Genomic DNA, 12,698 nt, shown 5'->3' on the forward strand with positions numbered 1-12,698 from the left:
TCGGACCTTCTCTATTGTCTGGTCCATTTATTCAATTGCGGGAACCCCAGCCACGTCTTGATATTTGACTGGATTGCTTAGATCTTTCACCACCTTCTTCACCCAAGCTGCTGTGTAGCCGTATCCACCTAGCAATCGATCCCATTGACAGTAGCGATCATCTGTTTCTTCTGGGATATCTGATTTGCCAGGTGGTCGGACGCCATAGTACTTCCAGCACAGGGTGTGCGTATGCATCGTAAAGCGGAACGGCAATTGCTCGGCGACTTGGTCTACTACTTCCGATGGCTTGAGTAGATCGGCAGATGCCACTGGTCTGATTCTCACCCTAGTCACAACTTTCGTTTCAGGAAGCTGCGACGCGAATTCGGGGGTAACTTCTTCAGGCGTGATGAAATGTACGACCTCATCGGCTGATTGCTTCCGGTTCGCAGTGGTATGGACGAAGAAGATTCGACGAGTGTATTTCGGGCTCGTAATGACTTCGTCCTCTAATTCTGCACTGTGACGAGCCAGATAGCTTTGGATATCTTCGGGGAGTTGGCCCTGTGCTTTGCGTAAAGCTGACAAAGAGCCATCATTTCGGAATCCGCTTAGCTGCAACGGAACAGCCAGAAGCTCGCCAAGCGCTGCGCCCTGGCCGAACTCTTTGATTAGAATATCCTCAAAGTTGAGAAGCATCGCTTGAGATTTGCCGACGGTCTGATTGTCGAGTGCTGGCAAATACCGATGGGCGATCTGATTCCTAAGCCCGATGAAGAAGTCTAGATTCGCGCGAACAGGCCGATTGTCTTTGCCGCTCAGCGCGAGTTCCACTAGCTCCCAGGTGCCCAGAACCTTTACTCGCCCCCCTATCAATACCTCATTCCCATCATCGTCGCGCTCGTAGTAGTCAGTCCCCGAACGCTCCAGCAAGGCTTGGAGCAGTGAATTCCACGCTCCGATCATCAGGACGACGAAGGCCTCTGTCCTATATCCCGCTAGCGGGTCGTTGTAGATCCGGATCGCCGCTAGGGCACTCTCTCTAGCATTCGCGAGCAGGCGATACTCCTCACCGAGGTCGCCATCCCCTCCGGGTGAAATCCCGTTGGCGCGCAGGACTGCTTCTAATTCCTCGATTCGGATGCTCTGACGCGACCGTCGTTCCGTATCTTCGCCTGTCCACCTCTTGACAAACGTTGTGAAGACCTTGCCATGCGCGGTCGTGTTGCTGAAGTACTCCTCCTCCAGCCTCGACTTCGGCTCGCCGTTCCTCCACCGGTTGTACATCTCGGTTGCGATCTGGATGTGCTCTTGATCATTGGCCCGCTCGTTGTCGTTATCTTCCACGGCTCTTCCTTGGCTGTCTCAGGCCGACTGCCTGAGCACGTCAGAAACAGGGAAGCCTGGCGGTCCAATATTACAAGGGTGGAAGTTACTTCAAAACCGCTTTCTGCCTCGAGGACCGGCTAGCCGCAGCGTGGTCCCGTAGAAGCGGGCCTCAACGTACCGCTACCTCTCCCAACAAGCGTCCAGCGTCTCCATTTAGGCCTTCGACCAGGTACATTGGGCTCAAAATGCAGCAGACAAATGACCAAGGGAACCTCTACGAGGGCCAGCCACGCGACGACAAAGGACGATACGCCTCTTGGGGCCTGGCGGGAGACGGCATCACGGAATCCGCAGACGTGCTTGAGCAACAGCTCGATGGCGGCACCACAGCCGAAATCGTGACATCCGCTCAAAAGCTCGCGGCCGCCGTCAATCGCGTGCCAACCATTACCCCAGCCGAAGCCCGACAAATCTTGTCCGTCATCAACTCCTTCGGCGCCGGGCCAATCCCAACCGACATTTGGCTCGACCTCGACCGAGCGTGCCGCAACGCATCCCCATCTGCCAAAGACCAACGAGTCACCATCGACAAGAAACGCTTAACCTCCCGAGCCCAACGAGACAGGTCGGAAATCAACAGGCAGTAGATGGCGTCAGCAGTCCGCCAGCCTGTCCAAGATCTCCTTGTGGTGCCTGAGATTCCGCTTCAGCCGTTCCTGGAACCCGGGGTCGCGGCGACGCGTCTCTACGAGCTCAAGGAGAGTAGGGCGGGATGTTGAGGGGGTCTCTGGAGGACTGGGAACCGGCCCCTTGAGCTTGCCCTCCTCCGAGTGCTCGGATGTCGGCCCTTTCGGAGCCTCACAAGATGATGTCGACATAGCCGCCGCCGAATTTCTCTACCAGGTAGTCCGTGGCGGCCTTTTCCGCCTCGGCCCACGTCGAGTGAGTTGAGTCCGGATAGTGGGCGCTCGGTGCCCGCACCTCCCACAGATCATCGCGCTTTCTCACCACCAAGCGTTTCTCTGGCATATCAACTCATTTCGATATATTAGAAGAATTGCCGTTAACCCACTATACACTGCCACGATGCGAGTCGGGGCCTACATTGATGGCCTGAACCTCTACTACGGAGGCCGCCACCTGTGCGGTCGAGGCACCCCTGGATGGCGCTGGCTGGACGTTCCGAAGCTTGTTGAGCTTCTGGTCAGCCGCAACAAGGACTGGATTGACCAGCAGGCCGTGGTACATCGCATCGCATACTGCTCAGCGATGATCGACGGCGTTCCCGACGCCCATGCACCCCAAAGGCAGCGGACATACTTGGCAGCGCTCGAAGCAGACTCGCGGGTCGCTATCGAACTCGGGACCTTTGTCAACCGCAACGTCAAGGGCATCGACGTCTCAACTGGGGCAATTCAAACCGTCCAAGTGCCCGAAGAGAAGGGGTCCGACGTAAATGTGGCCTCACATCTCTTGATCGATGTCCTGACTCACAGGATCGACGCCGCCGTCTTGATTACCAATGACAGCGATCTACGCCTGCCAGCCCAGCGCGCTCGGGACCACCTGCCGCTGGGCACTGTCAACCCCAGAGGCACCCCAACCGCACAAGCACTGCGAGGCCGACCCGACGACGGCGCTAGCGGGCACTGGTGGTACTCCCTAACCGCCGAAGACTTCTTCTCATGCCAACTCTCCGACGCGGTTGGCGAGCACCGGAAGCCAGCGGGTTGGTAGTCGCCACGTTAGAAATTCAGCCCAAATATTGCTGGCATCGACCTATCGCTGGCGGTACAGTGCTTGTACCCACCCGGTGCTCACCTAGGGAGTCGAAAGCTCACCTAGGGTGTGCCGGGTCTTTCTGTTGTGGGCGCCCAAGACACTGGATATCTGCTGGTCAGCAGGGGTCTTGGGCGACTTCCAGAAGATCGGCGACAGTGAGAGGTACGCCGGGTTGGGCGAAGTGGAGGGTGACATCTCGGAAGGGGTCGACTAGGTATCGCACGGTGGGGGGTTCGGTGGGATCGTCAGGGACGGAGACTACGGCTAAGCGCCAGTGCTCGGGGAGAGATTTGGCTTTGCTGATTTGCTGGGCGCTGATGTGGATTTCGGTGGTACGGGGGAGGTGGCCTTTGACTTCGATGAAGTAGTGGGTGCCGGTGTCGGGGTCGATGGAAAGCACGTCGTAGCCGGGATTGCTGTGGGCCTGGGCCTCAGGGTTACGGCCGAGGGCTCGCTCGGCTTCTAGGACGGCGGCAACGGCTCGACGGTCGGTCTCCATCTTGTCGGCAGTTTCTTCGGGGTCGGGAGGTGTGCCTCGGAACTGATCGATGAGTCCTCGAGGAACCACGATTGCCGCACCGACAATGTTGGGCGGGCTGTTGTGGAGGTCGCTTTCTCGGTCTAGATCGAGCCGCCGGCGGGTTAGCCGAGTGGCCAATTCGTCGGCCCGAGCCCGGGCTCGACCGGAATTGATCCGGGGTTTTTGGCCGGCCAACTCCTGTCTCTTCAACTCCTCGGCCCGCTGGTCCCAGTAGCGGATCTCCGCTTCGAGACGCTCTCGAACAGCCTCGCTGACCTTAGCCACTCGAGCTTCAGTGACACGGTGGATTTCTTCGAAGTGCGGCTGAGACAGGTGCTCGATGGCCCAGATCTTGGCCGTCTCCTCAGCAGTGTGATCGGCCCAGTCCAAGTCGAGATGGCCTTCGAGCAGCGTTCGGTCTTCATCAGTCAGCGGGGCGTAGCCGATATATGGCTCATTACCAGCGTTCTGGGCGTTTCCTTGTTGGTCGATCTCTACATACTGGAACCGCCGGGATACCACTTGGCGATGCCCGTGGACCTGTCGTCCGTCGGTGACAGAGTGATCGAGGTACACCAGCAGGCGTGGCTCGGTTGACTGGTCTTGGGGGTCGGTCAAGGTCGCACCCCGAAACAGCGTGTGCTCATGGTCGGCGAGCACTTTGTTGATGACTGCGGTGAGTAGCGGGGTGCCCGGTGAGATCAGCTCGGCCCGGTCACCTCCATCGAATTGGACGAAGGCCTTGTCGAAAGTGACCCGTTCGTAGCGGTCGTGTACCGGGCCGAGATTGGAATCGGCAAACGAGCGGACCGAGGATGGGATGCGGGTTATCTCGTATCGGCCCCTCTCCCGACCGGTGATGCGCCCTCCATATTGGCGAAGAGCCTCGGAGAAGAACCCGTGGACAAACCACGGTTGCAGCTTGCGGGCCCGAGCCCGTTCCATGTCCCCTTTGATCTTGTCGTTGAGCGCCGGATCGGCGAGACCTCCGACGAAGGCCCTCTCTTTCAGCACGTCCTCAAGCTGCTTGCCGATGTCGCCTTCGATGACTTCTTGCATGTATTCGAGGTGGGCAGGATCGTCGTCGGCAGTGATGGCCTTGAGCAGGAGTTCTTGGAGTGAGGTGTTGATATGGGAGTCCCCCAGCACGTCGTACACCTGGTCGCCATACACACCCCGCTGCTGCTCGATCTTCTCGAACAGCCGGGTGAACACCACTCCCTCCCTGGTCTGGTGGGCGACCATGTTCCACAGATGGCAAGGCCGCTGCTGACCGATGCGGTGGATGCGGCCAAACCGCTGCTCGATGCGGTTCGGGTTCCACGGCAGGTCGTAGTTGACCATCATGTTGGCCACTTGGAGGTTCACACCCTCGCCGGCGGCGTCGGTGGCCACCAGCACCCGAACCGTGGGGTCGACTCGGAACCGGTCTTGAATGGCCCGGCGGTCGTGGCGCTTGATGCCACCATGGATGACCGCCACCGTCTCGGGACGGCCCAGCTCAGCAGTGATCCGCTCGGCCACGTAGTCGAGGGTGTCTTTGTGCTCGGAGAACACGATCAGCTTGCACGGGCCTGCTGGCGCATCGTCGCCGTCGGGATTCTCGCCCTTGCCGGTTCGGAACTGCTCTGACCGCAGCAGACCCCGAAGCTGAATCCACTTGGTGTCTTCTCCGCTGGTCCGCACCGTGTCGGCCAGCTTGACCAGACCTCCCAGCTCAACCACTTCTGCCTCGATCTCCTCGGCGGTGGCAGAAGCGGTGGCGGCGTCGATGACGTGGTCTTCAAGCTCTTCGAGCTCCACGTCGTCGAAGTTGTCGAAATCGAAGTCTTCCAGGTCGGCGAACCGCACTCCCCTGGGCAGGTCCGCTACTGGCACGGGTTTGCCCCCCGCAGTCAGACGACGCAGTTCGGAGGCTTGCTCGGAGAGCCGGTCGCGGCGCCGGCGCAGGGAGTGGTAGATGGCCGCCGGTGATGAAGCCAGCCGGCGCTGTAGTGCGGCAAGAGCGAACCCGAAAATGATCCCCCGGCGGCGGTCCCCCTCCTCCTGCATCCGAGAGGCCCGGTCCATGCCGCTGCGCACATAGTCGGAAACCGCCTCGTACAACTCCTGTTCGGGTTCAGACAGCTCGAAGTTGACGCTGTGGGCGAATCGCTGAGGAAACAGCCGGCGTCCTTCAAATGTGGTCAAGTTCTCCTTCACCAACCGGCGCATCACGTCGTCGGTCTCGGGCAATTCGTTATCCCGAAGACGCCCGGCAAACCGCTCAGGATCGATGAGGGTCATGAAGGCCAAAAAGTCCTCGTTCTTGCCGTTGTGAGGGGTGGCCGACAACAGCAGGAAATGGCGGGCTCGGTCGCGCAGCACCTCGCCCAGCTCGAAGCGCCTGGTCTTGCGCAACTCGTCGCCGTAGAGGTGAGCCGACATCTTGTGGGCCTCGTCGACGATCACCAAGTCCCAGTCGGCCAGCTTGAGCTTTTCGATGAGATCCTCGGCCCGTGACAGTTGGTCGACCCGGGCCACCAACAGGTTCTTCTCCAGAAATGGGTTGCCGGTGCGCGACGCCTCCACCGCCGAGCGCGACATCAACTCGAAGCTGAGGCCGAACTTGTCCCATAACTCGTCTTGCCACTGCTCCACCAGGCTGCCGGGGGCGACTATGAGACAGCGGGCCACATCGCCTCGCAGCATCAGCTCTCTAATCAGCAGCCCCGACATGATGGTCTTGCCCGCTCCGGGATCGTCGGCCAGCAGGAACTTGAGCGGGCGCTGTTCTAAGAAACGGTTGTAGACGGCATCGATCTGGTGGGGGTAAGGCTCGATGTTGGAGGTGTCCACTGCGGCGTATGGGTCGGCCAAGTGCGCCGACTGCATGCGGCGGGCCTCAGAGGCCAGGCGAAACGCCGCTCCGTCGGCATCGAATGACCACCGCTGCTCGGAGACCTCCTGGATCCGGGCAAGATCGTCGAGCGTGACGATGCGCTCGCCGAGACCTCCGTTAGCCGAACGATAGGTAAGGGTGGCCGACCCCGTTCCATGGACGTCTACGGCCACGACGGTCACATCGCCATCGGCCACCACTCCCGACAGCCGTTTGCCGACAGTGAGTTCGTCGAACTCCAGGCCAGTCATCCGGGCCACGCTACCCTGCGACCATGAGCAAGAGGCTTGATGACAAAGCGGCGATGGTGACGGGGGCAGGCAATGGCATTGGGCGGGCTATTGCGCTGTTGTTGGCCGAGCATGGGGCGCAGGTGGTGGTGAACGACCTGGGGACCGATGAGCAGGGTGACGGGACTGACGCCTCTCATGCGGCTCGGACGGTGGCCGACATCGAGGCTGACGGGGGGACGGCGGTGGCCAACCACAGCGACGTGGCCACTTTTGAGGGGGCTGGAGCGGTGGTGCAGCAGACGGTGGACGCCTACGGGCGCATCGACATCGCGGTGAACTGCGCCGGAGCGGCCATCGAGGGATCGATATACGAGATGGCGCCCGAGCTGTACCACAAGACCATCGCCTTGCAGATGTCCCAGAAGTGGTTCATCGCCCGCCACGCGGTGCCGCAGATGGTGGCCCAGGGCTGGGGCCGGGTGGTGAACACCACCTCGCACGGGGCGCTGGGCGATTTGGGCCAGCCAGCCTTCGCGGCGGCCATGGGCGGGGTGATCTCCATGACCAAAGCGCTGGCCACCGAGACGGCGGGAACCGGTGTGACCGTGAACTGCCTGGCGCCGGGGGCGGCAACCCGGCTGCACGCCAAGACACACGACGACTTCAAGGCTTGGCACGAGCAGGGCATCATCGACGACGAGATGTGGCAGAGCTACCTCACCACTCCCCCGCCCGAGTACGTGGCCCCCGCGGTCGTTTGGCTGTGTACCGATGCCGCCGACTACATCAGCGGCCACGTAGTCCACGCGGCCGGCGGTCAGGTAGCGGTGTTCAATGAGCTGCGGGAGGAGCGGGCCATCTACCGGGGCGACCACGCCCAGGTCGACCCCTGGACCCTGGACGAGCTCGACCACCTGTTCCCCCGCAATCTTCTGCCCCGGCCCTGATGCCCGGCTAGGCCGCCCCCGCGGTCAGAGGACGTGCTGGCAGACCCAACGGTGCATGGCGATGCCGGAGGCCACCCCCGCGTTGATGGAGCGGGTGGAGCCGAACTGGGTTATGGCCAACACCGCCTCACAGGCCTCCACCGCCTCGGACGACAGGCCGGGGCCCTCTTGGCCGAACAGCAGCACACAGCGCTCGGGCAGCGAATAGCCCTCGATGGGCTCGGTGCCGGGGCCGTTGTCGATGCCCAGGATCGGCAGCTCGGCCTCAGCGGCCCAGGCGACCAGGTCGTCCAGCTCCGGGTGGTGCAGCACATGGAGGTAGCGGTCGGTGACCATGGCCCCCCGACGGTTCCAGCGCCGCCTACCCACGATGTGGACCGCGGCGGCCCCGAAGGCGTTGGCGTTGCGGACCATGGTCCCGATGTTGAGGTCGTGCTGCCAGTTCTCCACCGCCACATGGAACCCGTGGCGGCGGTCGTCCAAGTGGGCCACGATGGCCTCGTGGTGCCAAAAGCGGTAGGCGTCCACCACATTGCGGGTGTCGCCTTCCTCGATCAGCTCGGGATCGAGGTGGGGCGGGAGGCGCTCAGTCCAGCGGCGCACCGAGGCCAAACTGATCCGCTCCCACCAAGTTGGCGATGCGCTCGGCGTGATAGTCCAGCGAACCGAAGCACGGGGTGAGCGCCCAAGCCCGCTTGAGGTAGAGGTGGGCGTCGATCTCCCATGTGAAGCCCATGCCCCCGTGGACCTGCACGCAGTCCTTGCCGTTGTGGTCGGCGGCTTCGGCAGCCAGGATGCGGGCGCCCGACACCGCCCGGTCCTCGTCGGCAAGTTCGGGAGCGTCGAGCACGCAACTGGCGTAGTACAGAGCGGCTCGGGCCACCTCTTCGCGGCTGTACATGTCGGCGCACTTGTGCTTGACGGCCTGGAATTGGCCGATGGGCTTTCCGAACTGCTGGCGCTCCTGCGCATAGGCCACGGCCAGCTCCCGAGCGCCAGTGGCCAGGCCCACTTGGAGGGCCGAGCACAAGAACACCGCACGGTTGACCCAGCCGTAGCAGCCGCCGACCTCGTCACCCTGGGGCAGCTCGGCCACTCGGCCCACCGCGGTCAGCGGGTCCACCGACTGGGCCGGCTCGAACGACAGCTCCGCGGCGTCCACCCGCCACACACCGTCACCGTCGAGCACCAGCAGGGCGTCGATCACGTCGGGATACTCCACCAAGGCAGGCCCTTTGGTGCGCTCGACGAGGCCGACCACAGAGTCATCCACCACCCCCGCGGCCAACAGAGTTCCCACCAGCGGCCCGGGCACCAGAGCCCGGCCGAGCTGCTCGAACACCAGCCCGGCTTCAGCCCAACCCAGTCCGACCCCGCCCTCCTCCTCGGGCACCATTAACGAGAACACCCCGGTGTCGGCCAGCTCGCCCCATAGTTGGCGGTCCACCCCGCCGCAGTCGGCCAGACCCCGCACGGTGTCGATGTCGAAGCGGCCCTGGCACAGGTCCCGGATGCCGTCGCACAGGGCAACCTGGTCGTCGGATAGCTCGAAGTCCATGCCTACCGCTCCTTGGGCAAGCCCAGAATGCGCTCGCCGATGATGTTTCGTTGGATCTCGGAAGTGCCAGCGGCGATCGACAGGCTGAGCACGTAGAGCCGGCTGGCCACCATGTCGCCGCCGGTCTGTTCGTCACCGCCGCCCTCGGCTAGCACCAGGGCGCCACGCTCCAGCATGCGGTGGGCCAAGTCGGCCATGCGCTTTTTAACCTCGGCGTAGTAGAGCTTGAACACCGACCCGCCGGGGCCGGGCACCCCGGTGCGCTGAGCCTGCGAAACAACCCGCTTGGTGAGCGCCCACAGGGCGTCGTATTCGGCCTGGAGATGGCCGATCTCCCGGCGAATCTCGTCGTCATCCCAGGCGGTAGACCCGTTGCGGCGGATGCCCCGAGCCAATTCGGCCATCTCGGCCAGTTGGTTCATCGTGCCCAGCAGCTCGCTGATGAAAGCGGTGCCGCGCTCGAAGCTGAACGTGACCATGGCCACCCGCCAGCCGTCGTTCTCGTCTCCCACCCGGTTCTCCACCGGGATGCGGACCTCGTCGAAGAACACCTCGCAGAATTCGCTGGAACCGGCCACGGTGGTGATGGGCCGCACTTCGATTCCGGGCAGGTCCATGGGACAGATCAGCCAGGTGATGCCCCGGTGCTTGGGGGCCTCTTGATCGGTGCGCACCAGCAGCTCGCAGTAGTCGGCCACATGGCCGAACGACGTCCAGATCTTCTGGCCGGTCACCACGTAGTGGTCGCCGTCGTGGATGGCCCGGGTGGACAGCGAGGCCAGATCGGACCCGGCGTTGGGCTCCGAGAACCCCTGGCACCAAACCTCCTCGCCCTTCAACATGGCGGGCAAGTGGCGGGCCTGCTGCTCGGCAGTGGCCTCCAGTATGAGGGTGGGGCCGGCGTGGAGCTGGGCGACGAAGTTCATCCCCACGTACGGCGCGCCCATCCTGGTGGTCTCCTCCAGAAAGATCAGGTGCTCGGTGGGAGTGGAGCCCCGGCCGCCGAACTCCGACGGCCAGTTAATGCCCGCGTATCCGGCGTCGTAGAGCTTGCGCTGCCAGCCCATGTCCCATTTCCGGCGAGCGGTCCAATCATCGCGGTCGGGAGGATCACCCAGCGTGGGCAGCACTTCGCCGAGCCAGTCGCGCAGCTCGTCGCGGAACGCGATCTCTTCTGCGGAGAATCGAATATCCATCGGCTGCGATGGTACCGACCTTCAGAGAAGGGTCAGTAGTCGATCCATCAGGGAGTCGATCTCTTGGGCGCAGGCGATGAAGATGTCTTCATCAAAGCCGCCGGGGTCTACCACCTCCTCGCCGTAGGGCAGCGGGGCGTCGGCCAGGTTGAGGGCGGCCACCCGCTGGGCCAAGGACTCGGGACCAGGCGGCAGCTCGTCGACGAGGCGCTTGATGGTGGCGGTGCGGGCCGCGGCCTCAGGGTGGACTCGGCGCACGTAGTCCACGTGCTCCGGGGCAAATGCCACAATGAGATCGGCGCCTCGGGCGTCGGCGGCGGTGAGCTGGTGGCTGCGGTGGCTTCCGTCGGCCAGTCCCAAGGATTCCAGCGCCCGCCGGGTTCGCCCGCTCATGGGCAAGCCCTCAATGCTGTGGGTGCCGGCGCCCACAAATCGCACCGCGTCGGTGCGGGCCCGTCCGATGACGGTGGCCATCACGGATCGGGCGGCGTTGCCGGTACACAGCATCACCACCACCGGCCGAGAATCAGACCCGGTCATGACCGCTCGGCAGCGGGACGGACGAACAGGGCCTCGGCTTCTGCGGTGAGCCGGCCATCGGCATGGCATTGGCCTGCGGCGATGACCCGCCGGCTGCGGACATTGGTCAATCGGCCGGTGAGAACCAGTTCGGCATTCAGCGGTGTCAGCGCCCGGTACCGAACGGTGAGCCGGCCCGTGAATGCTCCCTTTTGCCCGGTCAGGCGGTAGGGCAGCACCCCCAGCAGGTTGTCGAACATGGCGGCCAGGTAGCCGCCGTGGACGGCGCCGGGCGGCCCCTGATAATCCTCGCCCAAGCACACCACCGCGGTCACGGTGGGATGGCCGAAGTCGTCGGCGGCGTAGCTCACCTCCAAAGCTGGAGGAAGCAGATTGGGCCCGCCCAGTCGCCCCGATTCGCTCACGATGCTTCCCGGATCAACCAGGACGCCGGTGGACTCTTCACGCCGATTGGGCTCGGTTCTGAGCCTCCTCGGCAATACCGGCGGCGAACTTGGCCACCGCCGAGGCCATCAACTGCCGCAGTATCCCGCCAGTAAGTGGAATGACAATTTCGAACCAGGAGTCCCAGTGCAGGTCGCAACTCGCCCCGTCTTCGCTGCCCACCAGCACCATCTCGGAGCGGTAGTTGCGTATGGGCAGCGGCGCGCTCAATAACCGGTAAGCCATGCGGTGGGGAGGGTCGAAGGCGGTGACTTCCTCGCGGGTGCTCACCGGGCCAGTACGAAACGCCCGAACCGCCCCGACGCCGTTGCGATAGGGCGATCCCTCGACCTCAAGATCAACCCGAGAACTGGGCGACCATCGAGAGTAGAGCTGGTGATCGGTCATCACCTCCCAAACGATCTCAGGCGGCGCTGAGATTGGCGTGGAAGAGGAAAAGGTCTGCATAGGCGACTGCTATCCCAGATAGGCGTCGCGCACAGCGGGGTTGTTGCGGACTTCCTCGGGCGAGCCCTCGCCAATGACTTGGCCCAGGTTCAACACGGTGATCAGGTCGCACTGGGCCATCACAAAGGCCACGTCGTGCTCCACCAGCAGCACCGAGCACTGGTCTTCAGACCGGATGGTCTGGATGATCTGGCCGAGCTGTTCGGCCTCCTCGTGCTCAATGCCGGAGGTGGGCTCGTCCAGCAGCAGCAGTTTGGGACGAGACACGATGGCCCGGCCCAGCTCCACCATGCGGGCTCGGGCGATGGGCAGCTCCCCCGCCGGGGTGTCTTTGATGTCGGTGAGGCCGCACAATTCCAGCACTTGGTCTACTCGCTCACGCCGCTTCGCCTCGATGCGTCGGCGGGCGGGAAGAGCAATCAGGTCGGCAGTGATGCCGCCCCCACCCCCTTCCCATTCCAGGGCCGACAGCACGTTGTCGGCCACCGACAGCCATCCGAAAGGCTGCTGACGCTGGAAGGTCCGGCGGATACCCCGACGGGCCCGCCAGGTAGCCGGGCGGCCGGTCATCTCCTCGCCCTCCAAGCGGATAGAGCCGGCTGCCGGGGTATTCACGCCCGTGATGCTGTCGAACAGGGTGGTCTTACCCGCGCCGTTGGGTCCAATGAGACCCCTGACCTGGCCCGACGGAACCGACATGGTCACGTTGTCCACCGCCACCACGCCGCCGAAGCGAACGGTGACCCCCTCGACGGCCAAGAGGGACTGGCCCGAACCAGCGGGACGCTCAGCCACCGCAGTGGCGCCTTCGGTGCTCACCTCCGTCACGCTACTCCAGA

13 protein-coding genes are annotated in these 12,698 nt (G+C 63.3%); 3 read left to right on the forward strand and 10 right to left on the reverse strand.

Features of this window, described 5'->3' with window-relative positions:
* Window positions 1–27: 27 nt before the first annotated feature.
* The gene (locus tag OXG30_12725; protein MCY4135756.1) at window positions 28–1,329 is read right to left on the reverse strand and encodes a DUF3644 domain-containing protein; all 1,302 of its coding nucleotides are present in this window, start codon (window positions 1,327–1,329) and stop codon (window positions 28–30) included.
* Window positions 1,330–1,667: 338 nt separating this feature from the next.
* Here OXG30_12725 and OXG30_12730 point away from each other — a divergent pair, with 338 nt between their 5' ends.
* Complete coding sequence (locus OXG30_12730; GenBank protein MCY4135757.1) at window positions 1,668–1,958, forward strand: hypothetical protein; 291 nt, start codon at window positions 1,668–1,670, stop codon at window positions 1,956–1,958.
* Window positions 1,959–2,169: 211 nt separating this feature from the next.
* Here OXG30_12730 and OXG30_12735 read toward each other — a convergent pair whose 3' ends face one another.
* On the reverse strand, window positions 2,170–2,340 hold the full coding sequence (locus tag OXG30_12735; protein MCY4135758.1) for a hypothetical protein: 171 nt from the start codon (window positions 2,338–2,340) through the stop codon (window positions 2,170–2,172).
* A gap of 57 nt (window positions 2,341–2,397) precedes the next feature.
* On the opposite strand from OXG30_12735, the gene OXG30_12740 reads away from it, so the two are divergent.
* Window positions 2,398–3,048: an NYN domain-containing protein gene (locus OXG30_12740; GenBank protein ID MCY4135759.1), complete on the forward strand. Its 651-nt coding sequence runs from the start codon at window positions 2,398–2,400 to the stop codon at window positions 3,046–3,048.
* Between the two features lie 160 nt (window positions 3,049–3,208).
* Here the strand turns inward: OXG30_12740 and OXG30_12745 are convergent, their stop codons facing one another.
* Entirely contained in the window at window positions 3,209–6,745 is a 3,537-nt protein-coding gene (locus OXG30_12745) for a helicase-related protein (protein ID MCY4135760.1), read from the reverse strand.
* 23 nt (window positions 6,746–6,768) lie between these two features.
* Between OXG30_12745 and OXG30_12750 the strand changes: the two genes are divergently transcribed.
* Entirely contained in the window at window positions 6,769–7,674 is a 906-nt protein-coding gene (locus OXG30_12750; protein ID MCY4135761.1) for an SDR family oxidoreductase, read from the forward strand.
* Between the two features lie 24 nt (window positions 7,675–7,698).
* On the opposite strand, the gene OXG30_12755 is transcribed toward OXG30_12750, so the two are convergent.
* Genes OXG30_12755 through OXG30_12785 form a run of 7 tightly spaced genes read right to left on the reverse strand, consistent with a single transcriptional unit; the run spans window position 7,699 to window position 12,678 of the window.
* Entirely contained in the window at window positions 7,699–8,277 is a 579-nt protein-coding gene (locus OXG30_12755) for an RNA methyltransferase (protein ID MCY4135762.1), read from the reverse strand.
* Window positions 8,261–9,232, reverse strand: a complete 972-nt coding sequence (locus OXG30_12760) for an acyl-CoA/acyl-ACP dehydrogenase (GenBank protein MCY4135763.1) — start codon at window positions 9,230–9,232, stop codon at window positions 8,261–8,263. Before OXG30_12760 ends, OXG30_12755 begins: the two co-directional genes overlap by 17 nt.
* A gap of 2 nt (window positions 9,233–9,234) precedes the next feature.
* Entirely contained in the window at window positions 9,235–10,428 is a 1,194-nt protein-coding gene (locus OXG30_12765; protein MCY4135764.1) for an acyl-CoA dehydrogenase family protein, read from the reverse strand.
* A gap of 21 nt (window positions 10,429–10,449) precedes the next feature.
* Complete coding sequence (locus OXG30_12770; protein MCY4135765.1) at window positions 10,450–10,968, reverse strand: hypothetical protein; 519 nt, start codon at window positions 10,966–10,968, stop codon at window positions 10,450–10,452.
* Window positions 10,965–11,372 (reverse strand): PaaI family thioesterase, encoded by a 408-nt coding sequence (locus tag OXG30_12775; GenBank protein MCY4135766.1) that lies wholly within the window; start codon window positions 11,370–11,372, stop codon window positions 10,965–10,967. Before OXG30_12775 ends, OXG30_12770 begins: the two co-directional genes overlap by 4 nt.
* A 37-nt stretch (window positions 11,373–11,409) precedes the next feature.
* Window positions 11,410–11,859, reverse strand: a complete 450-nt coding sequence (locus OXG30_12780) for an SRPBCC family protein (GenBank protein ID MCY4135767.1) — start codon at window positions 11,857–11,859, stop codon at window positions 11,410–11,412.
* A gap of 9 nt (window positions 11,860–11,868) precedes the next feature.
* Window positions 11,869–12,678 carry an ABC transporter ATP-binding protein gene (locus tag OXG30_12785; GenBank protein ID MCY4135768.1) on the reverse strand — a complete coding sequence of 270 codons (810 nt, stop codon included), beginning with the start codon at window positions 12,676–12,678 and terminating at the stop codon, window positions 11,869–11,871.
* Window positions 12,679–12,698: the final 20 nt, after the last annotated feature.

Source organism: bacterium, from assembly GCA_026708015.1.
In the GTDB taxonomy this organism is placed as follows: Bacteria; Actinomycetota; Acidimicrobiia; order Acidimicrobiales; family Bin134; genus Poriferisocius.